The organism is Bacillus sp. FSL R5-0712 (assembly GCF_038593285.1).
GTDB classification, from domain to species: Bacteria; Bacillota; Bacilli; order Bacillales; family Bacillaceae; genus Bacillus; species Bacillus safensis.
Window position 1 is genome coordinate 415,753 of the sequence record NZ_CP151981.1, and the last position, 25,762, is coordinate 441,514.

At 39.9% G+C, this 25,762-nt stretch carries 21 protein-coding genes; 13 read left to right on the top strand and 8 right to left on the bottom strand.

Features of this window, described 5'->3' with window-relative positions:
* Positions 1-504: 504 nt before the first annotated feature.
* The 3 genes from NSU11_RS02000 (at position 505) to NSU11_RS02010 (ending at position 5,057) form a co-directional block, all read left to right on the top strand.
* Positions 505-4,107, top strand: coding sequence for an isopeptide-forming domain-containing fimbrial protein (locus NSU11_RS02000; RefSeq protein WP_171463946.1), 3,603 nt, complete (start codon positions 505-507; stop codon positions 4,105-4,107).
* Positions 4,108-4,113: 6 nt separating this feature from the next.
* Positions 4,114-4,674 carry a class D sortase gene (locus tag NSU11_RS02005; RefSeq protein ID WP_135032846.1) on the top strand — a complete coding sequence of 187 codons (561 nt, stop codon included), beginning with the start codon at positions 4,114-4,116 and terminating at the stop codon, positions 4,672-4,674.
* A 98-nt stretch (positions 4,675-4,772) separates the two neighbouring features.
* Positions 4,773-5,057, top strand: a complete 285-nt coding sequence (locus NSU11_RS02010) for an AbrB/MazE/SpoVT family DNA-binding domain-containing protein (RefSeq protein ID WP_171463947.1) — start codon at positions 4,773-4,775, stop codon at positions 5,055-5,057.
* Positions 5,058-5,097: 40 nt separating this feature from the next.
* On the opposite strand, the gene NSU11_RS02015 is transcribed toward NSU11_RS02010, so the two are convergent.
* Genes NSU11_RS02015 through tcyA form a run of 3 tightly spaced genes read right to left on the bottom strand, consistent with a single transcriptional unit; the run spans position 5,098 to position 7,348 of the window.
* The gene (locus NSU11_RS02015) at positions 5,098-5,841 is read right to left on the bottom strand and encodes an amino acid ABC transporter ATP-binding protein (RefSeq protein ID WP_024427293.1); all 744 of its coding nucleotides are present in this window, start codon (positions 5,839-5,841) and stop codon (positions 5,098-5,100) included.
* Positions 5,842-5,853: 12 nt separating this feature from the next.
* On the bottom strand, positions 5,854-6,546 hold the full coding sequence (locus NSU11_RS02020; RefSeq protein ID WP_024424286.1) for an amino acid ABC transporter permease: 693 nt from the start codon (positions 6,544-6,546) through the stop codon (positions 5,854-5,856).
* Positions 6,533-7,348 carry a cystine ABC transporter substrate-binding lipoprotein TcyA gene (gene tcyA, locus NSU11_RS02025; protein WP_081123980.1) on the bottom strand — a complete coding sequence of 272 codons (816 nt, stop codon included), beginning with the start codon at positions 7,346-7,348 and terminating at the stop codon, positions 6,533-6,535. The genes NSU11_RS02020 and tcyA overlap by 14 nt, the downstream gene beginning before the upstream one ends.
* Positions 7,349-7,661: 313 nt before the next feature.
* On the opposite strand from tcyA, the gene NSU11_RS02030 reads away from it, so the two are divergent.
* The gene (locus NSU11_RS02030; RefSeq protein ID WP_254968229.1) at positions 7,662-8,276 is read left to right on the top strand and encodes a dienelactone hydrolase family protein; all 615 of its coding nucleotides are present in this window, start codon (positions 7,662-7,664) and stop codon (positions 8,274-8,276) included.
* Between the two features lie 356 nt (positions 8,277-8,632).
* On the top strand, positions 8,633-10,024 hold the full coding sequence (locus tag NSU11_RS02035; protein ID WP_044332722.1) for an amino acid permease: 1,392 nt from the start codon (positions 8,633-8,635) through the stop codon (positions 10,022-10,024).
* 90 nt (positions 10,025-10,114) lie between these two features.
* Here NSU11_RS02035 and NSU11_RS02040 read toward each other — a convergent pair whose 3' ends face one another.
* The 4 genes from NSU11_RS02040 to NSU11_RS02055 form a co-directional block, all read right to left on the bottom strand.
* Positions 10,115-11,665, bottom strand: coding sequence for an MFS transporter (locus NSU11_RS02040; RefSeq protein ID WP_342493771.1), 1,551 nt, complete (start codon positions 11,663-11,665; stop codon positions 10,115-10,117).
* An 84-nt stretch (positions 11,666-11,749) separates the two neighbouring features.
* The gene (locus NSU11_RS02045) at positions 11,750-12,604 is read right to left on the bottom strand and encodes an SDR family oxidoreductase (protein WP_206534100.1); all 855 of its coding nucleotides are present in this window, start codon (positions 12,602-12,604) and stop codon (positions 11,750-11,752) included.
* Positions 12,582-13,694, bottom strand: a complete 1,113-nt coding sequence (gene uxuA / locus NSU11_RS02050; protein WP_342493772.1) for a mannonate dehydratase — start codon at positions 13,692-13,694, stop codon at positions 12,582-12,584. The genes NSU11_RS02045 and uxuA overlap by 23 nt, the downstream gene beginning before the upstream one ends.
* Positions 13,695-13,712: 18 nt before the next feature.
* Positions 13,713-14,390: a GntR family transcriptional regulator gene (locus NSU11_RS02055; RefSeq protein WP_073203778.1), complete on the bottom strand. Its 678-nt coding sequence runs from the start codon at positions 14,388-14,390 to the stop codon at positions 13,713-13,715.
* A gap of 349 nt (positions 14,391-14,739) precedes the next feature.
* Here NSU11_RS02055 and NSU11_RS02060 point away from each other — a divergent pair, with 349 nt between their 5' ends.
* The 3 genes from NSU11_RS02060 to uxaC all read left to right on the top strand — a co-directional run bounded on the left by NSU11_RS02060 (position 14,740) and on the right by uxaC (position 18,583).
* The gene (locus NSU11_RS02060) at positions 14,740-15,906 is read left to right on the top strand and encodes a Gfo/Idh/MocA family oxidoreductase (RefSeq protein ID WP_342493773.1); all 1,167 of its coding nucleotides are present in this window, start codon (positions 14,740-14,742) and stop codon (positions 15,904-15,906) included.
* A 57-nt stretch (positions 15,907-15,963) separates the two neighbouring features.
* The gene (locus NSU11_RS02065; RefSeq protein WP_342493774.1) at positions 15,964-17,061 is read left to right on the top strand and encodes a Gfo/Idh/MocA family oxidoreductase; all 1,098 of its coding nucleotides are present in this window, start codon (positions 15,964-15,966) and stop codon (positions 17,059-17,061) included.
* Positions 17,062-17,146: 85 nt separating this feature from the next.
* Positions 17,147-18,583: a glucuronate isomerase gene (uxaC, locus tag NSU11_RS02070; RefSeq protein WP_342493775.1), complete on the top strand. Its 1,437-nt coding sequence runs from the start codon at positions 17,147-17,149 to the stop codon at positions 18,581-18,583.
* 67 nt (positions 18,584-18,650) lie between these two features.
* On the opposite strand, the gene NSU11_RS02075 is transcribed toward uxaC, so the two are convergent.
* Positions 18,651-20,144: a peptide MFS transporter gene (locus tag NSU11_RS02075; protein WP_125587087.1), complete on the bottom strand. Its 1,494-nt coding sequence runs from the start codon at positions 20,142-20,144 to the stop codon at positions 18,651-18,653.
* 262 nt (positions 20,145-20,406) lie between these two features.
* On the opposite strand from NSU11_RS02075, the gene NSU11_RS02080 reads away from it, so the two are divergent.
* The 5 genes from NSU11_RS02080 to NSU11_RS02100 all read left to right on the top strand — a co-directional run bounded on the left by NSU11_RS02080 (position 20,407) and on the right by NSU11_RS02100 (position 25,754).
* Complete coding sequence (locus NSU11_RS02080) at positions 20,407-22,194, top strand: right-handed parallel beta-helix repeat-containing protein (RefSeq protein ID WP_216100061.1); 1,788 nt, start codon at positions 20,407-20,409, stop codon at positions 22,192-22,194.
* 198 nt (positions 22,195-22,392) lie between these two features.
* Entirely contained in the window at positions 22,393-23,718 is a 1,326-nt protein-coding gene (locus NSU11_RS02085; protein ID WP_073203789.1) for an LLM class flavin-dependent oxidoreductase, read from the top strand.
* A gap of 17 nt (positions 23,719-23,735) precedes the next feature.
* Positions 23,736-24,239: a GNAT family N-acetyltransferase gene (locus tag NSU11_RS02090; protein WP_024425523.1), complete on the top strand. Its 504-nt coding sequence runs from the start codon at positions 23,736-23,738 to the stop codon at positions 24,237-24,239.
* A gap of 21 nt (positions 24,240-24,260) precedes the next feature.
* Positions 24,261-25,055, top strand: coding sequence for an amino acid ABC transporter substrate-binding protein (locus NSU11_RS02095; protein ID WP_073203792.1), 795 nt, complete (start codon positions 24,261-24,263; stop codon positions 25,053-25,055).
* A 24-nt stretch (positions 25,056-25,079) separates the two neighbouring features.
* On the top strand, positions 25,080-25,754 hold the full coding sequence (locus NSU11_RS02100; protein ID WP_149125991.1) for an amino acid ABC transporter permease: 675 nt from the start codon (positions 25,080-25,082) through the stop codon (positions 25,752-25,754).
* The last annotated feature ends 8 nt before the right edge of the window (positions 25,755-25,762 follow it).

Here is a 25,762-nt window from a genome sequence, read left to right on the forward strand (position 1 = left end):
CATACTCTCACACCCCTTTAAATGGCTTAGCCTAATTGTAATCGCTTACTTCAAAAATAATTTTTTCGAATTGTAAAGGTCAAAACGGCAAAACAAGCAGTATGACTTTCGGATTGTTTTTTTTGACAAACCAAGCCATTAATTTCCTATCTTTAAGAAAAAAAGAAAATAATTCAATATATTTTGCCAAAAAAATAATCTACACCCAATTAAAGAATATTTATCTTTAAATAGAAAGGATTGTATGTAATTCATATCATAAGACCTGTTTATAAAGATAGATATATGAGGGGATTTAAGATGAAAAAAGGCTATTTTTTTGGAAAAAACATAGACAGATCAAATGACGAGAGGTGTATAGTTCTAAAAGTCTATTTTTGTCGAAAATAGTCATTTAGTCATGTTGAGGCATTTCAAATGTTACTGATATTCTTTACCAAAGTGTGGGAGGTGAACTGGTACATACCTTTATGATATGAAGCAGGGAAAAGAGGAGGTCAAAGAATGAATATATTGAAAAGAACGAGTCAATTATTTCTTATATTGGTGCTGATCGTTGGAAATTTATTAACGGTCTCACCAGCTGTTACGAAAGCCGCTGGGACGGTGGTTGTCAATAACACGGATTCATATATTATTGGGAGTAGACCGCTAGTTCTTCAGCAGCTTGATGGAAATAATCCAACAAACGTAAAAGCTAGTGTACAGGTGAAGGGAATCGATATAGGTGCAGTGAATGGTGTTGCTGTAAGTGATCGAGAAAATGTTGTGTATGCAACTGCAAATACCGCTAACCCTAGTCTATATAAAATAAATGCGACCTCAGGGCAAGCAGAGAGTGTAGCCCAATTACCAGAAGGTGCTTCTAATGCCGTTGTGTATCAAGATAAATATATATATTCTTACGCTTCTAATGGTGAGTATTTCCTTGGAACATACGATTTAGTTACGAAGAAAAAAACGGCCAAAAAAATCGTAGGCTATGACATTGGGTCTGGCGTTGGCGGAGATCTTGTCGTTGATAAGGACGGCTATCTTTGGTTCGCATCAAATGGCAGTGGGGCCATCGCGCAAATGAACCCTGATACAGCAGAAGTTATTCGTGTCATTCCAATTAAAAATGCGGATGGCAAAACGATTGACGGAGGCGTTCGGGGGATTAGCTTCTTGCCAAATGGACAAATGCTATTACAGTCAGGATTAAATGATTCCATTGGGCATTCCACTCTTTTTACACTTGATGCGAAAACATTAAGTACAACATATTTGGGCACTGTAGGTGATTCATTATCTTACGACTTAGCATCACGAGTAAAGCCAGAATTTGATCCATATCCTCCAGAGCTTGAATCAGAAAAATCAGTTGTCTTACAGAAAAAAGCAGAGGGTAACACAGATGAGAAGCATCCAGAAGTAGGCGACACGTTACTTTATACAATTAAAACAAAAAATACTGTGCAATATGGTATTGTCAAAAATCTGATCATATCAGATAGCCTGCCAAGCAGCTTAACGTATGTTTCAGGGTCCCTTAAGGTGGATGGAACAAGCGTAACAGATGCAAAAGATCAAGACAAAGGTGATTATACAAACGGCACTGTTTCAGGTCAAATAGGTGACGTGAAAGATACCGATTGGCACACAGTGACATTTGAAGCGACGGTAGGCAAAGGTCAGGCAGGCAAAGATATTCAAAATACCGCGAATGTCAAAGGGGAAAACACACCACCGGACAAACCAACAACAAACATAGAAATTTACCCGCGTGACCCAAAGCTTGAATCAGAAAAATCAGCCGTCTTACAGAAAAAAGCCGAAGGTAACACAGATGAGAAGCATCCAGAAGTAGGCGACACATTACTGTATACCATTCAAGCCCGTAATGCTGTTGAAGACAGCGTCATTGAAGATCTTGTGATTTCTGACAAGTTACCTCAAGGGTTATCATATGTACCAAATTCTCTACAGATAGATGGAAATCCAGTCACAGATACAAAAGATGATGACAACGGTGATATGACAGACGGAACTGTCACTGGAACGTTCGGTGAAGTGAAAGATGCAAAATGGCATACAGTGACGTTCGAAGTGACGATTAACAAAGGGCAGGCAGGCAAAGACATTCAAAATACAGCCAATGTCACAAGCGGCAACACACCGCCAGATGAACCGACAACGAATGTAGAAATTTATCCGCGTGACCCGAAGCTGACCTCTGAAAAATCAGCCGTCTTGCAGAAAAAAGCCGAAGGTAACACAGATGAGAAGCATCCAGAGGTCGGTGACACTCTTCTTTATACAATTAAAACAAAGAATACGAAAGAAGACAGTCTCGTTGAAAACTTAGTGATCTCAGATGAGCTGCCAGAAGGATTGGCGTATGTACCGAATTCACTACAGGTGGATGGAGATACAGTCACAGACGCAAAGGATGACGATAACGGAGACTTTACAAACGGAACCGTTTCAGGACAATTTGGCGACATTAAGGATACAGATTGGCATACGGTGACGTTTGAAGTGACGGTTGAAAAAGGACAATCTGGTAAAGACATTCAAAATACAGCCAATGTCACAGGCGGCAACACACCGCCGGATAAGCCGACAACAAAAACAGAAATCTATCCGCGTGATCCAAAGCTTGAATCAGAAAAATCAGCGGTCTTGCAGAAAAAAGCAGAAGGTAACAAAGATGAGAAACACCCAGAAGTAGGCGATACCCTTCTTTATACGATTAAAACAAAGAATACGATAGAAGACAGTTTGATTAAAGATTTAGTGATTTCAGATCAATTACCAAAAGGACTGAAGTATGTCACTGGATCCCTGCAAGTTGATGGAGAATCTGTCACGGATGTAAAAGACGACGATAGCGGAGACTACACAGATGGAAAGGTTACAGGTTCTTTTGGTGATGTGAAGGGTACGGACTGGCACACCGTGACGTTTGAAGTAACAGTTGAAAAGGGACAGGCTGGTCAAGACATTCAAAACACAGCCAGCGTCACAGGCGAAAACACACCGCCAGAAGAGCCAACAACAGAAACAAAAATTTACCCTCGTGATCCAAAACTAGCATCAGAAAAATCAGCGGACATTCAAAAGAAGGCAGAGGGCAACACAGATAAAAAGACACCACAGGTAGGCGATACCCTTCTGTATACAATCAAAACAAAGAATCTTGAAGAAGACAGCATCGTCAACAATCTCGTGATTTCCGATGAATTGCCAGAAGGTCTTCAATATGTCGAAGGGTCATTAAAAGTAGATGGACAAGCTGTTACAGATGCAAAAGATGACGACAACGGAGACTACACAAAAGGCACAGTAACCGGTCAAATTGGCGATATCAAAGATACGGACTGGCATACAGTGACCTTTGAAGCGAAAGTCGCTAAAGGCCAATCAGGTAAAAGCATTCAAAACACAGCGAAAGTAACAGGCGAAAACACACCGCCAGATGAACCAACGACTGAAACAAAAATTGAACCAAGAGATCCAAAGCTTGAATCAGAAAAAACATCTGAAATCTCTCAAAAAGCAGAAGGCAATACAGATGAAAAACAAGTACAGGCAGGCGACACTCTTCTTTACACCATCAAAACAAAAAATAGTGTAGAAGACAGTGTCATCAAAGATCTAGTCATCACAGATAAGCTGCCGGAAGGTCTTCAATATGTCGAAGGTTCATTAAAAGTAGATGGACAAACCGTCACAGATGCAAAAGATGACGACAACGGAGATTACACAAAAGGCAAAGTAACCGGTCAATTTGGCGATATCAAAGATAACGATTGGCATACCGTAACGTTTGAGGCGAAGGCTGTCAAAGGATCTGAAGGTAAAACCATTCAAAATATTGGAGTCGTGAAGGGTGAGAATGTAGATGAACCAGACAAACCTGAAAACTCAACGACAGTAGAACCACCGAATGTGCCAGAAGTGCCAGCAAATCCAGATCAACCTTCTGATCCACAACAGGATACACCTGGACATCATCTTCCGAATACTGCAACTGCGATGTACAACCTTTTACTAGCAGGATTTGCACTCGTATTAATAGGTGCAGCCCTGATTTTTTGGAATAGAAGAAAAAGAAACGGATAACCAGTCATGTTTCAAAAATTCATCTCAGCGATAATGATCATAGCAGGGCTTTGTCTTGCGATTGTAGGATATTTGAATATCGTTGATGGACAAAAAGAAGTAGATCAGTCATTTCAGTCTGCACAAGCAGCCATTCAGCAAAAGGGGCAAACAGATTCCCCTTTTGCGCCGCAGACTGGTGAAGCGATTGGGCTTTTGCACATCCCAAAGCTAAAAGCTGAGTTACCGATTGTAGAAGGAACAGAAGCAGATGATTTAGCAAAAGGCGTTGGTCACTTTCATGACAGTTATTTTCCAAACGAGCACGGACAAATCGTTCTATCAGGGCATCGTGATACGGTGTTTAGACGAACAGGAGAACTTGTGAAGGGAGATCAATTGATTATTGAGCTTTCATATGGACGTTTTGTCTATGAAATCGAGAAAACAAAGATAGTGAAGAAAGATGATCAAACAATTATTACTTTACAACAGGAAAAGGAAGAACTTGTCCTCACCACATGTTACCCTTTTTCCTATATTGGTCCTGCACCAAACAGATATATCATATATGGGAAGCGTATTTAGTCACTGGAACAGCCTGCAGATTAACCGATTTGATCGCTTAATCCCTTCATAAAGAGGGAATCTTTTATATCATATCTAGAGATGCAGGAGGGGGCAATTTGTTAAATAACGATTATGTTAAATATATAGATGAATTTGGAAGAATCGTCCTGCCGACAGAGATGAGAAAACGGTTGAACATTCATCCGCAAGATTTTATGGAGATTTATCGAGAAGAAGACCAAATTGTGATGAAGCCGTATTGGCAGGACAAACCTTGCATCGTAACAGGACAAGTGACGTGTTCCAATAAGGTGCTATCCGGCGGGCTGGTTATCAGTCCAGAGGGAGCGAGACTGCTCCTGCAAGATTTACTGGCACTTCGCCTGCAAAAAGAGATATAAAAAAAGGCTGTCCTCACCACGTGAGAACAGCCTTTTTTCATCATACTGGATTTAAGATCCGGTTTAAGAATTGTTTTGTTCGTTCTTCCTTTGGTCGTTTGAAGATTTCTTCCGGGGGACCTTGTTCGACGATGACGCCGCCATCAATAAAAATCACTTCGTCTGCTACTTCTTGGGCAAACTTAATTTCATGTGTGACAACTGCCATGGTCCAGCCTTCCTTCGCTAGATCCTTCATGACCTTTAAGACTTCCCCGACAAGCTCAGGGTCAAGCGCAGAGGTTGGTTCATCAAAAAGCATGAGCTCTGGCTGAATGGCAAGTGCACGGGCAATCCCGACACGCTGCTTTTGACCGCCTGAGAGCTGGAATGGATACAGATCCTTTTTATCTTCCAGACCGACCTTTTGCAAGAGCCGAATGGCTTCCTTTCGAACCGTTTCCTTTGGACGGCGCTGCACCTGAACAGGACCTTCCATCACATTTTCAAGCACTGTACGGTGAGGAAACAGGTGATAATCCTGAAACACCATTCCTGATTTCCGGCGTAACTTCAGGAGATCAGCTGATTTATTTTTTTTCGAAAAATCAATCGAGAAATCATCGAAGGTAAAGGAGCCGCCATTTGGTATTTCAAGTGCATTTAAACAGCGAAGCATCGTTGTTTTTCCTGAACCAGATGGACCGAGAATGGCCACAACCTGCCCTTTGTTGATCGAAAAATCAATCGACTTTAAAATTTCGTTTTCACCAAAGGATTTCTTGAGACCTTTGACTGTTAGCATGTCGTTCCCTCCTTACCTTGCGACATATCGATCAAGTCGTTTTTCAATTTGATGCTGAACGAGCGATAGAATGAAGCAGAATACCCAATAGATGAGGGCTGCTTCCATATAAATAAACAAGATTTGATCCAAGTTCGCCGCAGCAATTTCCTGTGATTTACGGAACATCTCTGCCACGAGAATTTGGGAGGCAAGGGATGTATCCTTCACTAAACTAATAAATGAATTAGAGAGCGGTGGAATCGATACACGCACAGCCTGCGGTAAAATCACGCGGACGAGCGTTTTGCGATGCGTCATTCCGATTGAATAACCAGCTTCCCATTGTCCTTTTGGAACAGACAGGACAGATGCACGGATAATTTCCGACGCATACGCACCTACGTTTAAAGAAAAAGCAATAATGGCACTTGGATATGGATCAAGTGTGATATTAAATGTCGGAAAGAAATAGAAAATAATAAACAATTGCACAAAAAGCGGCGTTCCGCGAACGGCCGACACATAGATGGAGAAAATCCATCTGAGGGCTTTAATCTTAGACATTCTAGCAAGAGCTGTCACAAGCGCGATAAAAATACCAATAATAAAGGCAATGATGGCGAGGGGAATTGTATAATAAATCCCCTGCATCACCATTGGCCAAAAAGATTGCTGAAGAAGATCCCAAGGAATGACGACTCCCAGGATATTATTTTGTAACATCTTCACCAAACCATTTCTTAGAAATCTTAGCAAGTGTACCGTCTTTCTTCATTTCTTTTAATGCGCCATTCACTTTGTCAACGACTTCGCCGCTGCCTTTTCTGAATGCGAAATACGTTTCTTGAGGATCTCCTGTTTCAAATGCAACTTTTAGGTTTTTGTTACCGCTTGTTTTCAAGTAATTCAATACAGCCAATTTGTCATTGAACGTTAGATCAGCACGTCCTTGCTGAATCAATTGAATGGATTGTGCAAGACCTTCAACGCCTTCAATCTTAGCGCCAGCATCTGTTGCTAATTTATTGTAGTTACTTGTTAACGATTGTGCTGCTTTTTTGCCTTTGACATCAGATAGTTTCTTGATGTCGTTGTTATCTGATTTTGTCACAACAATAGCTTGAGATGTCGTATATTTATCAGAGAAATCATATTGATTTTCACGTCCAGTTTTCCCAACTTGGTTTGCTACCACGTCAAAACGTTTTGCATTCAGTCCAGCAAACATACTGTCCCATTGTGTTTCTTTGAATTCAGGTTTTAAGTCAAGACGTTTTGCTACTTCAGTGATGACTTCTACATCGTAGCCAGTTAATTTATCTGTCTTTTTGTCATGGAAGGTGAAAGGAGCATAAGTTCCCTCTGTTCCGATGGTTAATACACCTTTATCCTGAATGGATTTCCAAAGGTCTCCTGCTTCCTTAGACCCAGATTGTTTATTCGCGTTGTCGCTTGCACCAGATCCACATGCCGTGATCAATGCAACACAAACGCCTAAAATAATGGCAAAGAACATTTTTTTCATTTTATTCCCCACTTTTCTTGTTGGTATTTACAACATATGATCTTACAGAGAAGCAACCTAAAAGTAAAGCATTTGAAACTAGCTTGAGCGAATCTCACCAACTTTATGCCCTCAAACGGTCGAACGGACAAACGATAGAACTATACCCAAGTTAAAAGGTGAATAAAACCAATCACAAGTTCAAGATGATTAAGATGATTTGATTGGAGGAACGTTAGATAAACGATTCGGGTAAAATATGCTATGATCATCCCAACGAAATTTTCCAATCGATTCAATTGACTTCTAAGAAACAAAAGGGAAGTGTGAACATTTGCATACATCGAAACAAAAACCTGTCATGATCTTAATACACGAAATATACGGAATAAATGATCATATGAAGAGTATGATCCATTATTTCGACACAGCTGGTTTTGAGGTTTATTGTCCTCATTTATTGGGACAGGCGAAGCACTTCCCTTATGTCAGAGAAAATGAGGCTTACGACTACTTTATGAATAAAGTTGGTTTTGATAAGCCGGTAAAGAGTGTACTGAATCTGGCAAAAGAGTTAAAAACGAAGAATGCCGCGATAGACATATTTCTGCTAGGTTTTAGTGTGGGGGCAACAATTGCCTGGCGATGCAGCCAAAATGATCAGCTGTTTACAGGAGTTATTGGATTTTATGGTTCAAGGATCAGAGATGACGTCGATCTTGCGCCCGCCTGCAAAACGCTGTTATTTTTCCCGGAGATCGAAGCATCCTTTCATCCAAGGGAGATTGCGAGTGTTTTGGAGAAAAAGGAAAAGCTTTGCGTGACAATAGTAGAGGGTGAGCATGGATTCGCCAATTCATATTCTGCGGCCTTTCACGCTGAATCTAAAAATCGCTGCTTTCAGAAAATAGATGAATTTATCAAAGTGTGTTTGTTAAAAGCAGAATGACTTGTGACTAAAGTGATCATAAGAACTGTCTAAAATGAGACTTGAAAAGAATGAAACGAAACCAGTGTGCAACGATAAAGTTTCATGCTGGTTTTTTTGTGCAATATTTTAGATATATGGCATCCTATCAAATGGTTTGATCCACCACATAGTTGTGCGAACATTACTAAAATAAAGACTTTGAGACAGTGACCATAGAAGGAAGCATATTTATTATAAAAGATGTATAATTAGTAGGTTGTTTTGAAAATGGAATGAATCACATGGAGACATGTTTTGATAACAGAGCATCTTAGAAGAAGGAGGGCATCATTGTGGATGTTGGACAAAATCAGCCTGAACAATTGAAAAGGGCGATGACCTCCCGCCATTTATTTATGATTTCACTTGGCGGTGTCATTGGGACAGGCTTTTTCTTAGGAACGGGCTATACGATTGGACAAGCAGGGCCAGTCGGAGCTGTTCTTTCATATATTGTGGGCGGATTGATCATGTATTTAACCATGCTGTGTCTTGGTGAGCTGTCGGTTGCACTTCCTGTGTCGGGGTCGTTTCATACGTATGCGACGAAATTTGTCAGCCCTGCAGCAGGTTTTGCTGTCGGCTGGATTTATTGGCTCGGCTGGGCAGCAACGGTCGCCCTTGAGTTCTTATCAGCAGGGCAGCTGATGAGGCGCTGGCTCCCGCAAGTGGATGTGTGGATTTGGTGTCTCATATTCGGACTCTGTCTTTTCTTATTAAATGCCCGGTCAGCGAAAGCGTTCGGGGAGTCGGAGTTTTTCTTTTCCACCATTAAGATTATTGCGATTTTACTCTTTATTGGCGTAGGTGGAGCGGCGATGTTTGGGTTTATTGAAACAACGAGCGGTGAACCCGCCCCATACTTCAGCCATTTTGTGAGTGACGGGCTGTTTCCAAATGGCCTGCTCGCTGTTGTGGTTACGATGATAACAGTAAATTTTTCCTTTCAAGGAACAGAGTTGATCGGGATTGCGGCAGGTGAAAGTGAAAACCCTGAGAAAACCGTTCCCCGCTCGATTCATCAGACCGTATGGCGTACACTTGTCTTTTTCGTCTTATCGATTTTCGTCTTAGCCGGTATGGTGCCTTGGAAGGAAGCTAGTGTGCTGCAAAGCCCATTTGTTACTGTGTTTGAGAGAACGGGCATTCCTTTTGCGGCAGACATCATGAACTTTGTCATTATCATTGCTTTATTATCTGTTGCGAACTCTGGCTTGTATGCATCAACGAGAATGCTGTATTCCTTATCGAAGGAAGGAATGGCAGGAAAAGCGTTTAGACGCGTCAATCAGCGCGGTATTCCGATGAATGCCTTACTGCTCACGTTCCTGTTTACAGGGATTTCGCTGTTATCCGGGTTTTTTGCAGAGAAAACGGTATTTGCCTGGATCGTGTCCATTGCCGGCATGAGTGCCCAGACAGGCTGGATCACGATTACATTATCACAGCTGCTTTTCCGTAGAAAATACTTGAAAGCAGGCGGAAAGCTGGAAAACTTAAAATTTAAAACGCCTCTTTATCCGGTGCTGCCAATCATTGCGATCACACTGAATACCATCGTATTGGTCAGCCTTGCCTTTGATCAAGAGCAGCGCATCGGGCTATATGTCGGTGTACCGCTCATGATCATTGGGTATATTGTCTATCACCGCTATGTGAAAAAGCATCAGGCGAAAAGTGAACCGCTGAAGCTGCAAATTCATGGAGATGATGAGATCCGGTTTTAAAATCAAAAAACACTAAATGTAAGATATTTAAAAACACCTCTGATATCAATCTGAAGGTGTTTTTTTTTGAAGTGCAACTAACAACAAAAGTTAGTTCATATCCTGTTTAAAATCTTGTTGTTCAAAATGTTGGCACTTATTCTGATATCCTACGTTATTATTACCCCAAAGCTTCTCGTAATCCCATCCTGTTAGCGCTTTCAAAACACTTCTTGTTTCATCATCAGCCTGTTCCATTGAACCATTATTCTTTAACCTATTAATTTCATTAATCATAATGGAATGAGTTTTCTTAGATAATTTAAATTTAAATGAAATAACTAAACTAATACCGACTAGCCCTACAGTTCCGAAAAATAGAATACCTACAATCCCATTTATTGCTGTCGTAGACTGTGTCGTCGCGCTTGCAACGAATCCACTTTCCTGTAAAATAACTCCTACCAAAAATGTGGCTAAAGCTGTAGTACTCTTGCGTGTAAACGTCATAATACCTGCAAATATTCCTTCTCTTCTTTTACGAGTGACCATTTCATCTACATCAGGAATGAAAGTGTAAATATTCCATGGTATATAATATAATCCACTCTTTCCGATGCCTAAGATAACAGAGAAAGCATACAGCGCTATAATCATATAAGCTGGTTGTGTGAAGTATAAAAATATATAACCGCTGATACATGTAATAATCGCAATATAAGATATTTTCAAAGATGGCGCAGGACCTATTTTAATCACGAGCCAACCAAACAATATTGTACATACCATTTGAAGTAATGAACCAATAGATAATAAATCGGCTGCCAGCACTGCATCTTTATTTAAAGAAAACACAACAAAGTAGACAAAGACAGCGTTTAAAATATCCATGGCCGTAAACGAACAAATATACATCGTGAGGTGCTGACGGAAACTTCTTATTCTAAAAGTAGATGTTAAGTCAATGATGACTTTTTTGATGGATTCTATAGCAGGTACTTTTTCTACACCATCAGGTTCTATCATGTCTTCTTCTATTTTGCGTTCCCATGTTGTTCTATGTGTAATTAATAATGCAGCCATAAAAATAAAGGTGAAGATAATCCCATTGTAAAGAAAAACTTGAGGTGAATCTTTTCCGAATATTTCGAATAATCTGCCTGGAATAAAGATAGCTAAAAATGTTCCTAGTCCTGAATAGATTAATCTTATTGTTGAGAGCTTGGTCCGTGCATTAAAATCATTCGTCATTTCAGCTCCAAGAGTTTCAAATGGAATTAATACCATTGCTGCAAGGAATTCTAACAAAATATAAACCGTTAAATAGTACCAGTAATTCATATCAGAAATCCAAAGAAGGGAATAAATAATCATCAAAGGGCTTCCAACTAGCAAAAAGAACCTGCGTCTTCCAAATTTTTTCCCAAGTTTTGTACGACCGAAATTATCAGTGATATGGCCCATAATTGGGCTTGCTATCGCATCAATAATACGTGCAATTGCAATAATAGATCCTGCTTCAACAGGGGTAAGACCGCAGTATGTAATGAAAAAATATAACATCCATGCGCCTATTATAGCGAATGCTCCCCCTCCAAATAAATCCATTGTTCCATAACCAATATAATTTTTGAGTGTTAGTTTCCTGTTCTCATTCTGCATTCTTATGTCTCCTTTCCAAGCCTACTTATAAATTTAAAAAAACATATAAAATAAAGATGTATGACAAGGAAAAAAATAAAAATATTAAACACCTGAATACGCCATAAAACCTCCATCAACAGGAATTGTCACGCCGGTAACAAATGCTGACATATGATCATCAACAAGCCATAATAGGGTTCCAAGAAGATCTTCTGGCGTACCAAACCTTCTCATTGGTGTGTTCGAAATAATCTTATGAGACCTTTCTGTATAATCTCCTTCTTCATTTAGGAGAAGGTTTTTATTTTGTGAGGTTAAAAAGAAGCCCGGTGCAATAGCATTTACTCTAATTCCTGCCTCGGCCATATGAACAGCTAACCATTTGGTGAAATTTTCAATTGCGGCTTTTGCGGCGCTATAAGCAGGCACTTTGGTCATTGGAGAAGGGGCACTCATAGATGACATGTTGATGACAACTGCTCCCTTTTGATGAACCATATGTTTAGTGAAAATTTGTGTAGGAATGAAAGTCCCCATAAAATTTAAATCAAATACATTTTGCACACTATCTGTACTTAAATGAAAAAAAGTATTTACCTCAGGATTAGTAAGGTCTTCTGTTTGAAATATTTCGTTGGTTGTATTTGCACTGGAGTGGTTACCACCAGCTCCATTTATCAATATGGTACAATTGCCTAATTCCTCTGTTACAATCTTCTCGGCTTGTTCCACACTATCTTTATTCATCACATCACATTTAATCGCAATCGCTTTCCCGCCCATAAGGTTAATTTCTTCGGCTACCTTTTCGCCCTTTTCGACTGTTCTATTTAAAATAGCCACAGACACGCCATGTCTAGCAAGTTCCTTTGCCATAGCGCTGCAAAGTACGCCACTTCCTCCTGTGATGACAGCTACTTTACCAGCTAAATGTTTATTTTCTTGTATGTTTACCATGTAGCTTCCTCCTTTGCTTTTTTTGTCCAGACTGTTTATTTTTTAAAGCATCCCAAGCTCCCCACAAATACATAATTCCAAGTGCTCTATCATAAAGACCATATCCAGGCCTGCATTGTTCATCCCAAATGTGTCTTCCATGATCGGGTCTGCAATAACCTTTGAATCCGCTTTCATAATAAGCATGTATAATGGCTGAAACATCTACTGATCCATCTTTTGATCGATGCGATGTTTCAACAAAGTCCCCGTTATCATATACACGTACATTTCTTATATGAGTAAATGGTATTCTATCAATAAATTCGTGAATCATAGAAACTAAATCATTCTCTAAGTTTGCTCCTAAAGATCCTGTACAGAGCGTTATACAATGATATGGGCTGCTATTTAGTTGTAAAATTTTTCTGATGTTTTTTTGGTTAGTTACTATTCGCGGTAGACCAAAGACAGGCCAAGGTGGATCGTCAGGATGAATAGCCATCTTAATATCATGAAGTTCTGCAATTGGAATAATCTGATCTAAAAAATATTTCAAGTTGGCCCATAAATCATCTTCTGTTATATTTTTGTAGGCTTCAAAAAGTTGGTGGAGGTGATTTAACCGCTCTGGTTCCCAACCTGGCATGGTTAAACTGGAGTTCTCACTAATTTTATTTACTAATTCTTTCGGATCAATATCTTTAATTCGACTATGTTCATAAAATAGAGCTGTAGATCCATCAGAAAGTGTTTTATTTAAGTCTGTACGTATCCAATCAAAGACAGGCATAAAGTTATAACATATGACTTTAACACCCACCTTTGCTAGCTTCTGAATTGTTTTCTTATAATTTTCTATGTATCGATCTCTAGTTGGAAGTCCGAGCTTAATGTCTTCATGAACATTCACGCTTTCAACTACTTCAATATGAAGGTTATGTTTCTCAGCTAATTTTTTCATTTCTAACATTCTTTCTATTGGCCACTCTTCTCCTACGGGCACATCATGCAGTGCCCAAACAATTCCTTCCACTCCTGGAATCTGCTTTATTTGTTCCAGTGTGATCGTATCGTTTCCTTCTCCAAACCATCTGAATGTCATCCTCATCTATCATCACCCCTAATGTTATTTGAAATAATTTGGATATTCTTTCTTCAATAATTCTTTATCAACAAGTGCAATTTTCAAATGCTCTTCCATGATTTTTTCAGCTTTATCAGCATCTTGATCTTGTATAGCTTTGAAGATATTTACATGTTGAGAAAGAATATTATCCCAATTGTAATCTGTTACTAGCCTTAACATGCGGCTCCTATTAAAGTGTACATTCATCTGTTGAATAACTAACCATGTTTTTTCTTTTTTACACCGTTTGAAAATCGTTCTATGAAACTCCTCATCTAATTCAAACATTTTTTTATAGTCTTTTTTCTTAACGCAAATTTTTTGCATACTTAAATTCATATCTAAATCATTAATCAGCTCTTCAGAAAATTCCTGACAGGCTAGTCTAATCACTGCCTTCTCGAGATGTTCTCGCATAAACCGTGCTTCCTCCACAAGGTTCAAATCAATTAAAGAAACAAAAGTACCTCGTTGAGGATAGATACTTAATAATCCTTCTTGAGATAATTTTAAAAAGCTTTCTCTTACAGGAGTTCGACTAACATTAAATTGAACGGATATTTCTTTTTCAGAAATATTTGTCCCAGGTGGAAGCTTCAGGCTTAATATTTGATCTTTTAGCATATTGTAAACTTGTTCCCTCGTAGAGAGGTTTTGGTTTTTAAAATCAATATTCATTATTCTAATCTCCTTTCTCTAACATACTACCATACAAGTAGATTAGAATGGTAGACATTAATTTCATTTTTCTGAATACTTTCACTGTGAGCATCTCTTGATGATTCCACTATGTAAGCCATAATCAATCATAAAAGTGTGGGATATTAAAAAGAAAATTCAAAAAACTATACAAAATTCAAAAAGATTAAGTTATAATGTTTTTGAGCTACCATACTAGTATAACTAGAATATTAATAAAACGAACGGTACTCTGATCTATCAGTTAGGTGAATCATTCAGTTTTTTGAAAGCGCTATCTTATTATTAGAAGTGAAAATTTATCTTATTGCAGAAGGGAAAGATTGATATGTCCAACATCGCCATTATAGGAACTGGATCTATTGCAACTGCCCATATCGAGGCTTATCTTGCAATGCCTGAAATCAGTAAAATTGTAGCTTTAGCTGATATTTATCCTGAAAAAGCAATGTCTGCAGCAACAAAATATAACCTGGAAGCACGAGTTGTCGCTAACTACCAAGAATTATTGAATGATCCTACGATTGATGCCGTTTCCATTTGTACACCTCCTTATATGCACGCAGCCATTGCCATCGATTTTCTTAAAGCAGGCAAACATGTTTTAGTAGAAAAACCTATGGCTTCTTCTCTAAAAGAATGTGACGAAATGATAAAAGCATCTATTGAAAGCCAGAAGCTTTTATCTGTTGTTGCTCAAAACAGGTTTATGACGCCCATTATGAGATTAAAACATGTCCTTGATCAAAACCTCATTGGAAAAATCGCTCATACTCAAGTTGATTCTTTTTGGTGGCGTGGTCATAGTTATTATGATTTATGGTGGCGCGGTACATGGGAAAAAGAAGGTGGAGGTTGTACACTTAATCATGCTGTCCACCATATTGATATGCTGCAATGGATGTTAGGATTGCCGGTTGACATTTTTGCAGCAACTAGTAATACCTTGCATGATAATGCAGAGGTTGAAGACCTTTCTATTGCTGTACTTCGATATGGAAATGGCAGCTTAGCACAAGTAACCAGTTCTGTTGTTCATCATGGAGAAGAACAACAATTGATTTTTCAAGGTGAAAAAGCTAGAGTATCTGTCCCATGGAAAGTAAATGCTCAAATAGCTAAAGAAAATGGGTTTCCTCAAGAGAAAAATAATGAGGATTTAGAAAATCGTATTCAGGAAGCTTTTCATCAATATCCGGAATTACTATTTGAAGGGCATAAAGGACAAATAAATAATTTTTTAATGGCTATCAAGGGTAACCAGAAGCTTTTAATTGATGGAACAGAAGGAAGAAAAACACTAGAACTTATTACAGCCATCTATAAATCTGCAAACCAAGGTGTTCATGTGAAGCTTCCTCTTTCAGCAGACGATCCTTTTTATACACGTGAAGGAATGCTCGCGAACGTTAAGCATTTTTATGAAAAACAAAGCAGTGTAGAAAATTTTTCAGACGATACGATAACCGTTGGAGGAAATTACGAGAAACTATGAGTCTAACGTTATTAAATTATTAAAAATAAACTGGAAGCTACTTGAGGAGGAACAATCATGCAGAAAAGTGATGGAATGAATTATGCTCCTAAGGGAAAAAGTGCCCCTGTTGTTACAGAAGGACAATTCGTCATGGCGGCAATAGGTCTTGATCATGGACACATCTATGCAATGTGCAATGGATTAACTGAGGCTGGGGCTGCATTAAAATGGGTTTATGATCATGATCAGAAAAAAGTACAAGAATTTTGTAAAGCTTATCCGATGGTACAGGCAGCCAAAAGTGAGAAAGAAATCCTCGAAGATCCAGATGTCAGGCTCGTGGCAGGCGCAGCCATTACATCTAAACGCTGTGATTTAGGGCTGCGTGTTTTAGATCATGGTAAGCATTACTTTACCGATAAATCACCTTTTACAACGTTAGAACAATTGGAGCTTGCTCGTAAAAAAACAGCTGAAACGGGACTTAAATGGGCTGTTTATTATAGTGAACGTTTGCACGTGGAGAGTGCCGTATTTGCTGGTCAATTGATTGAACAAGGAGCCATTGGAAAAGTGGTACAAGTTCTTGGAACTGGCCCACATCGTAGTAATGTGGAAAGCAGACCAAGCTGGTTTTTCGAAAAGGAATATTATGGAGGTATTCTATGTGATATTGGCAGTCACCAAATTGAACAATTCCTTTTCTATTCTGGCGCAAAAGATGCAAAAGTTGTACATAGTAAAGTGGGCAATTATAAGCATCATCAATATCCAGAATTAGAAGACTTTGGTGATGCTACTTTGATTGCTGATAATGGGGCTACAAACTACTTTAGAGTAGACTGGCTGACTCCTGATGGTCTTAGCACTTGGGGGGATGGGCGCACATTCATTCTTGGAACAGATGGGTATATTGAAATTCGCAAATACGTAGACATCGCAAGGGATAAAACAGGAGACCATTTATACTTAGTAAATCAACAGACAGAGCAGCATTTTTCTCTAAATGGTGAAGTAGGATTCCCTTACTTTGGTGAACTTATTTTAGATTGTTTAAACGGTACTGAAAATGCTATGACTCAAGAACATACTTTTAAAGCCGCAGAACTTTGCTTAATTGCACAACGAGACGCACTCTACGTAAATACGGAGTGTGAATTAAGTAAGATCTAAAAAAGTGAGGTGTTATTTTTGTTAATAACACCTTATTTCATTTCATTTCATTGATTTTCTAAACATAAGTATAGAGGTGACGATATTGTCTACATTCCTAAGCGAAGATATGATGCTTCATCACGAAAGTTCAAAAGTTCTTTATCATGATTACGCGAAAAATATGCCAATCTATGATTTTCATACGCATTTAATGGCTGATGACATTGCTGCTAACAAAAAATATGAAAATATGACTGATATTTGGCTTAATGGAGATCACTATAAATGGAGGGCGATGCGATGGTTAGGCGTAGAAGAAAGATTGATCACGGGGAATGCAAGTGACAAGGAAAAATTCTTAGCTTGGGCGCAAACGGTTCCATATACAATAGGAAACCCTCTTTATCATTGGTCACATTTAGAATTAAGTCGTTATTTCAATATAAATGAGTTGTTCTCAGAAAAAAATGCACATCAAGTTTGGGATATTTGTAATGAGAGATTAAATGAAAGTAACATGTCCACAAATGGAATTTTAGAAAAATTTAATGTAAAAGTTGTGTGTACGACTGATGATCCAATCGATACTTTAGAAATTCATCAAATCATACGTAAAGATGTAGGAATTAAAACTAGGGTCCTACCTACATTTAGACCGGATCATGCTTTAAATATTGAACAATCAAATTTTGTAAACTATATAGAAAAATTAGGTGATTCAATCAACGGCGCTGTTTTAACATATGAAAATTTTATCGCTTCATTACATTCACGAATTGATTATTTTCACGCGAATGGATGCAGAATTTCTGATCATGGTTTTGAAATATTTCCATTTTCACCAGCTACTGAACAAGAAGTGTCTTCTATATTTGTACGTGCGCTGCAAGGAAAAACACTATCTCTAGAGGATATCAATAAATTTAAAACAAACACTCTTCTTCACCTGAGTAAAAAATATCATTCTCTTCATTGGACCATGCAATTACACATAGGTGCTTTAAGGAATAATAATACACGAATGTTCAAGTTAACGGGGAAAGATAGTGGGTACGACTCTATGTCTGATTTCCACCTAGCAAGACATTTAAATGGTTTTTTGAATGAATTAGACAAAGACAACCTTTTACCTAAAACCATCATCTATAATTTAAATCCCGCTCATAATGCGATTGTGGCCTCTACTATAGGGAATTTTCAGTCTTCTGATGCCAGAGCAAAAATTCAATTTGGATCCGGGTGGTGGTTTAATGATCAAAAAGACGGCATGCTAGATCAAATGAAAACATTATCTAATATAGGTTTGCTTAGCACTTTCGTAGGGATGCTTACAGACTCCAGAAGCTTTTTATCGTTCCCTCGCCATGAATATTTCAGAAGAATCTTATGTGATTTATTTGGGACTTGGATAGAAAATGGTGAGCTTCCAAGGGATTACGAATTTATAGGAAAAATAGTCAAAGATATTTGTTATCACAATGCCGTGAATTATTTTAATATTGAAATAAATGAGACAGTACCAATGAAAATGAATGAATAATGCAGTAAGATAATGATCATAAATAAAGTAAAAAACTGGACATGATGTACTCATGTCCAGTTTTTTATTAATGAACGCCTTTCATCGCTTTCTTAATCACTGGTGTCAGTAATAGCATCACAATGCATAAAACGATGGCCAGCAATCCGATGATACCGAAATAGACGGTTTCCGGCACTTTATCAAACAGTTTGACTACTTGCGCATTGATCGCCTGTGCCATTGCATTTGAAAGGAACCAAAGGCTCATCGTTTGCGCTGAGAAGGCAGCAGGGGCCAGCTTTGTTGTCGCTGACAGTCCAACTGGTGATAAGCAGAGCTCTCCGATCACGACGAGGAAGAAGCTCAGAACGAGCCATAATGGGCTCACAAGTGTGTTCGGACCGGACATGTATGCAGGAATGATCATGATGATGAAGGATAACCCTGCAAACAGAAGACCGAGTGAGAATTTAATCGGGGTAGACGGCTGTTTCTTCCCAAGTCTGACCCATAACCAAGCAAACACTGGAGACAGCAGCACAATAAAGATTGGGTTCAATGATTGGAACCATGAAGACGCTAGTGTCATCCCAAGGAAATTCAAGTTTGTTCGTTGATCTGCATATGTTGCTAAAATGTTTGAGCCCTGCTCTTGAATCGCCCAGAACATCACGGCAGCAAGGAACAATGGAATATAAGCGAGAACCCTGGATTGTTCCACTGCGCTCGTCTTTTTACTGAAATACATGACAATGAAATAAACAATCGGAATGAGTACACCAAGGGCACTAACAAACCAAGTGAATAGATTAATTGTGAGTGCGCCTGTTTGAATGCCAATGACAGCAAAAACTGCAAGCAAAATCACAACCAATGATCCGTAAATTTTGAAGTTCTTACGTTCGGCAGCTGATAATGGATTTGTCACATACGTGCCGGCAAGACCAAGGTTCGGTTTTTTTGTGACCACAAATGTAATAAGTCCAACAAGCATCCCAACGGCAGCGAGTGAGAACCCGAGGTGGAAATTCACTTTTTGACCGAGTGTTCCGACAATTAATGGGGAAATAAAGCCACCCATGTTGATCCCCATGTAGAAAATACTAAATCCAGAGTCCCTGCGCGGGTCTGTTTTTGTATACAGGTCGCCAACAATGTTTGAAACGTTTGGCTTAAGAAGACCTGTCCCGATAATAATCAGTCCCATACTAATAAAGAGCGCTGTTGCTCCGCTTGGCAAAGCCAAAATCACGTGGCCAAGCATAATGAAAACTCCGCCATAAAAGACCGTACTGGATGATCCAAATACCCGGTCAGCGAGCCATCCGCCAATAACGCCTGACATATAAACAAGTGCACCATAGACAGACATGATCGAATTGGCTGTCGTTTGGTCAAAGCCTAGACCGCCTTTTGTCACCTCTGTGTACATATAATAAATAAGCAGTGCACGCATGCCATAATAGGAGAAACGCTCCCAAAATTCAGTGAAAAACAGTGTGTAAAGTCCTTTAGGATGTCCAAAAAACCCTTTTTGAGGAACACTTTTAACAATTTTATCGTGGTCAATTGTAGACATGGCATAGATCCTTTCTTAAAAAAAGAGATATGAGAAAAATGATATTCTTGTATAGTTCTTGTGTCAATATAAAACTATTCTAAAACAGGAAAATGTTAGTTCAATAGGCGTAAAGACTCAAAAAAATGAAAAATTCATTGAAGTGAAAATTATCGGAAAGTTATTTCAAAAGAATTTATTTAAAATTTGAAGCAATGTACAAGCAAACCTTTACCACATGCATAGGATGACGAGAGAACATGTGTGAAAAGGAGTGATTAGGTTGGGGGAATTGAATGAAGCTGATCTGAAAAAACCAGTTGTCAATGTACTAGATTTTGGCGTAATTGCTGATGGGAAAACGGATTGCACAGCTAAGCTCAATGAATGTTTAGAGTGGACAAAAGCACAGGGGTATTCCCATATCTGGCTGCCGAGCGGCACGTATTTAATCGATGCGGTGTACAGAGGTGATCCATTTTTTCCTTTCCGAGGTGCAGGTATACGGGTGCCAAGTCATATATGCATTGAGATGGCGTCAGACGCTGTAATAAAGGTGAAACCAAATGATTCATGGGGGTATGCAGCTTTTTATATAGGAAAGGTTGAGCATGTAACCATTCGAGGCGGGCGTATTGAAGGGGATCGACATGAGCATGTATACAAGCCGCTCCCCGCTGAACGAAGAACCCATGAATGGGGCTTTGGGATATGTATTGAAGGTGCCTCCCATGTAGAGGTCAATCATGTCCAAATAAAAAATTGTACGGGAGACGGCATCATTGTCAGTCCCCACGGTTTGTTGACAGAGGGGGAACCATACTCGCCTGCTGCATCTATTGAAATTTCTGGCTGCACCATCACAGATTCGAGACGCAACAATATTTCGATTACAGGCTGTGATGGGGTTATTGTGGAGGACTGTCTCTTGGAAAGAGCAGGAGTAAATGGGGTCGAGCCAAGAATGGGCATTGATATTGAAGGCTATGGAGAAAATGCCGTTAATATGGAGGAGCCTTTGAATATTCAGATTCGCAACAACATCGTCAGAGGAGGTGCTGCAAGCTCCATCTATAACTTTAACGGTTATGGTGTGATCATTGAAGGCAATCATACAGATAGCAGTATCTCCTATGGCTTCTCCACCGAAACGATCATTGCCAACAATATGATTCGTGCAGTGGGAGGAGGTGTGACAAAAGCAGGGATTACGAGTTTAGGCGTCTCACTTGGCCAAACGGAAAACAATGTGATGATTATTGGCAATATGATTGAGGGGTTTGAAAAAGGAATTGATGTGAGAGGAGACAGTGTTCACATTACAGGCAATAAGATTAGTCTTTTTGAAGATGCGGCTGTGTCCGTTTATATGGCGAATCGTATTCTAATAGAAGGAAACCATATTGAATCAGGAACGAATACCGGAAAAAGAAGCGCCTCGTTGCGTATCTATCAATCGGATAGTGTCGTCTTTTCAAACAATACGGTCTACTCTGTTATCGATGCGGCCGTGGTGAGAGGAACGAATATTCTCATCCAGCACAATCAATTCAAAGAATTCAGCAGAGGAATCTGGGTGCAGGAAGGGGAAGCTGGAATCAACGGCAACCACTTTATTCAAGAAGGACACCCGGAGCTAGATTCTTCGTATACGATCAGTGTCACTGGAAATGCAAAGGCTTTCATCTGGCAGAATCGCTTTAAACACTATCAAAACTACGCTGTATACAGCAGCACGACGGGGGCATTGGAAATTAAAGATAATTCCTTTGAAGAAACATCCTTATATGTGGTGATGTATATTAAAAATGGTTCACCACAAATTGGAGATAACCGCTTCTATTTAAATCGATCGATCGGACAGCCGACGGCGATCTTTATTGACCAGGCCGCCTCAGCCCGTGTGCTGCGCAATAACATCATCAATCTATCTCCTCAAAAAGCGATTGCTGTCCGCACCGCAAATTCCACTCATTCTGTCATCGCTCACAACATGCTGGAGCGTAGTCAATTGGTGACACATACCACAGACCGGCTCATCGGAAATATTGAGATTGATACACCGTCATGAGCGTTTGAAATCCCTTATTTTGGAGGTTCAGAAGGCGGTTGACAATCCTGTAAAAAGGGCATATAGTAATAATTATTTTTCATTTTTCGCAACATTTGCCCTTTTTTTATTAATAAAACCGATTAATTCAATCAGAAAAATGTATCTTCTAAGGACTTCGGTTTGATACATTTAGGATATAGAAAGGATGAAGAACAAGTGTCACAGCCGAAAAGGAAGCTCAAGTTAGGCGTATTCATCGCAGGAACTGGACATCACGTTGCCTCTTGGAGACATCCGAATGCAGTACCAGATGCAGCCATGAACCTAGATTATTTTAAACAATTAGCGAAAAAGGCAGAGGAAGGAAAGCTGGATTTGCTCTTTTTAGCCGACAGTTTATCCATTAATCAAACCTCTCATCCGAACGTATTAACGAGATTTGAACCGCTCACGCTGCTTTCATCCATTGCTGAGTCTACTTCCACCATTGGTTTAGCAGCAACAGCTTCCACTACATACAGTGAGCCTTTCCATATTGCAAGGCAGTTTGCCTCCCTTGATCATTTATCAGGCGGAAGAGCGGCATGGAATGTGGTCACATCTTCTATTGAAGAAACAGCGAAAAATTTTAGCGGAGAAGAGCATTTAGCACACCATAAACGATATGAGCGGGCAGAAGAGTTCGTCGAAGTCGTCAAAGGTCTCTGGGATTCTTGGGAAGAAGACGCCCTTGTCAGAAACAAGGAAACGGGAGAATTCTTCGAATCTAGTAAGCTTCATGAGCTCCAGCATAAAGGTGAGTTCTTCTCAGTAAGAGGTCCTCTCAACGTATCACGGACGCCGCAAGGGCAGCCCGTGATCATTCAAGCAGGATCTTCTGAAGATGGCCAAAAGCTTGCAGCAAAAACAGCAGAGCTCATTTTCACTGCACAAAACGATCTCGATAAAGCGAAGGAATTTTATCAAAGCTTGAAGGGGAAAGTAGAAGCTGCTGGCCGTGCTAGAGAGGACGTCAGCATCATGCCGGGTATCTTCCCGATCATTGCTGATACAGAGGAAGAAGCCCAAGCGAAATATGAAGAATTACAGGAGCTGATTGTTCCTGAGATTGGACTGAGCATTCTGCAAAATTACTTAGGCGGGATTGATCTGTCTCAGTATCCTTTAGACGGACCGCTTCCAGAGATTGATCCGAGCACGTCAAATGCGGTGAAAAGCCGTTTTGATCTCGTGATGAATATGGCGAGAAAGGATAATCTGACCATTCGCCAGCTCTATCAATCAGTTGCCGGCTCACGCGGTCATAATATTTTCATTGGAACGCCGCAGCAGCTGGCAGACGTGATGGAAACATGGCTGGTTGAAGAAGCAGCAGACGGCTTTAATGTCATGCCGCCGCTCTTGCCAGAAGGGCTGGATGTGTTCGTAGACCGCGTCGTCCCAATCCTTCAGGAACGAGGCTTATTCAAAACCGATTACACAGGACAAACCTTGCGAGAAAATCTCGGATTAACAGAGCCAAAAAATCGCTACACGACATAAGGGTGAGGTGACTAACGTTGGGATACACGTTTCGTCTGGCAACAGAGGCAGATATAGAGGCGCTGCTTGAACTGACAACAAGAGCCTACGAGCCAATTCGTGAGCTAGGCATCCAGTTCCAAGCAGCACATGCTGATTTCGCTCTCGTTCAGAATAATGTACAAAAGAATCTTTGCTATGTGATGGAAGAAAACGGAGAGCTTCTATCCACCTTATCACTCCGTATGCCTTGGGGAGAGCAGCCAGGACCGTTCGGCGTCCCTCATATCTGGTGGTTTGCCTCAGAACCAGCCGCCAAAAAAGGCACAGGCTCAGCCTTGCTGGAATGGGTTGAAACCGAAGTGCTAAGGGATACACTGAAGGTGCCGTACGTGTCGCTCGGTACAGCTGATAAGCATCCATGGCTCATAGAGATGTATGAGCGTAAAGGCTATGTCAGAGCAGGTGAAAAGGATTTAGGCAAAGGTCATATCACGGTTTATTTCAAAAAACAATTAAGATCAGATATCACACAACCATAAGAGGAAGAAGGGTTTACAAACATGAAAAACAAAAAGTGGCTAGTCGTTCTATTTGCAGCAATGCTGGCAGTTTTAGCAGCTTGCGGCGGCAACAATCAGAGTGAAGGCAAAGACGAAAAAGTGTTAAAAGTAGGCGCTACAGGACAAAGCTATCCATTTGCTTATAAAGACAATGGCAAGCTTGTAGGATTCGATGTTGAAGTAACAGAAGCCATTGCGAAAAAGCTAGGCTACAAACTAGACTGGCAGCTGAGCGAATTCAGCGGACTAATGGGACAGCTGACATCTGGTAAGCTCGATACAGTGTCAAACCAAGTTGCCGTTACAGACGAGCGTAAACAAACATTTAACTTTACAGATACGTACGCTTACGCAGGAACACAAATCATCGTGAAAAAAGACAACAACCACATCAAAGGTCTTGACGATTTAAAAGGAAAAACAGTGGCGGCGGTTCTTGGCTCTAACCATGCTAAAAACTTAGAGAGCAAAGACCCTGACAAGAAAATTAAGATTAAAACATATGAAACGCAAGACGGCGTATTAAATGAAGTGGCAAATGGCCGCGTAGATGCTTATGTCAACGGACGCAGTGTATTACTTGCTCAAATTGAAAAAACAGGTCTGCCGCTGAAAATCGTAGGCAACCCAATTGTGTATGAAGAAGTAGGCTATCCATTTGCGAAAGATAAAAAGCATGACAAACTAAGAGAAGAATTTAACAAAGCCATCAAAGAATTAAGAGAAGACGGGACACTTAAGAAATTGTCTGAGAAATATTTCAAAGACGATGTGACAGTGCCAATTAAAAAATAACGACAGCGGCGGTGAAGAGCAGACATGAACAAAATTGATTGGCAGTATATGGTGACGGTGTTTCCGACATTGCTTCAATACTTGCCGATAACGATCTTCATGGCGATTGTCTCCATGGTATTTGCCATTATCATTGGTGTGGTATTCGCTCTCATTACGAAAAACCGGATACCTGTTTTATACCAATTTGCCAAGCTGTATATTTCTTTCTTCAGAGCGGTTCCAACCTTGGTTCAGCTCTTTCTCATTTATTTTGGTCTCCCGCAGCTATTCCCTGCGATGACCTCAATGGATGCTTTAACAGCGGTCATTATCGGATTAAGTATTAAGAACTCAGCATACTTAGCAGAAATTTTCAGAGCGGCTCTGAACTCAGTGGATGAAGGACAGCTTGAGGCATGCTTATCTGTCGGTATGACAAGATGGCAGTCTTACGTTAGAATTATTTTCCCGCAGGCCGTCAGAAATGCAATTCCAGCGACAGGGAATACCTTTATCGGTCTTTTAAAAGAAACATCTCTTGCCTTTACGATTGGTGTGGCAGAAATGTTTGCACAAGGGAAGATGATTGCATCGGCGAACTATAAATACTTTGAAACCTATTTAGCCGTAGGGATCGTGTATTGGGTGATGACGATCATTTATAGCTTCCTGCAGGACCTATTTGAACGAAAAATCAGCAAACCTTACCGGAATTAAGGAGGTGT

Bases quoted from the DNA above. Each gene is read 5' to 3' on its own strand.
- NSU11_RS02020 (WP_024424286.1), bottom strand. From the start codon at position 6,546: ATGTTACAAAATAATATCCTGGGAGTCGTCATTCCTTGGGATCTTCTT.
- uxuA (WP_342493772.1), bottom strand. From the start codon at position 13,694: ATGAGGATGACATTCAGATGGTTTGGAGAAGGAAACGATACGATCACA.
- NSU11_RS02005 (WP_135032846.1), top strand. From the start codon at position 4,114: ATGTTTCAAAAATTCATCTCAGCGATAATGATCATAGCAGGGCTTTGT.
- NSU11_RS02035 (WP_044332722.1), top strand. From the start codon at position 8,633: ATGACCTCCCGCCATTTATTTATGATTTCACTTGGCGGTGTCATTGGG.
- NSU11_RS02040 (WP_342493771.1), bottom strand. From the start codon at position 11,665: ATGCAGAATGAGAACAGGAAACTAACACTCAAAAATTATATTGGTTAT.
- tcyA (WP_081123980.1), bottom strand. From the start codon at position 7,348: ATGAAAAAAATGTTCTTTGCCATTATTTTAGGCGTTTGTGTTGCATTG.
- NSU11_RS02015 (WP_024427293.1), bottom strand. From the start codon at position 5,841: ATGCTAACAGTCAAAGGTCTCAAGAAATCCTTTGGTGAAAACGAAATT.
- NSU11_RS02045 (WP_206534100.1), bottom strand. From the start codon at position 12,604: ATGGTAAACATACAAGAAAATAAACATTTAGCTGGTAAAGTAGCTGTC.
- NSU11_RS02100 (WP_149125991.1), top strand. From the start codon at position 25,080: ATGAACAAAATTGATTGGCAGTATATGGTGACGGTGTTTCCGACATTG.
- NSU11_RS02000 (WP_171463946.1), top strand. From the start codon at position 505: ATGAATATATTGAAAAGAACGAGTCAATTATTTCTTATATTGGTGCTG.
- NSU11_RS02065 (WP_342493774.1), top strand. From the start codon at position 15,964: ATGCAGAAAAGTGATGGAATGAATTATGCTCCTAAGGGAAAAAGTGCC.
- NSU11_RS02095 (WP_073203792.1), top strand. From the start codon at position 24,261: ATGAAAAACAAAAAGTGGCTAGTCGTTCTATTTGCAGCAATGCTGGCA.
- NSU11_RS02075 (WP_125587087.1), bottom strand. From the start codon at position 20,144: ATGTCTACAATTGACCACGATAAAATTGTTAAAAGTGTTCCTCAAAAA.
- NSU11_RS02060 (WP_342493773.1), top strand. From the start codon at position 14,740: ATGTCCAACATCGCCATTATAGGAACTGGATCTATTGCAACTGCCCAT.
- NSU11_RS02055 (WP_073203778.1), bottom strand. From the start codon at position 14,390: ATGAATATTGATTTTAAAAACCAAAACCTCTCTACGAGGGAACAAGTT.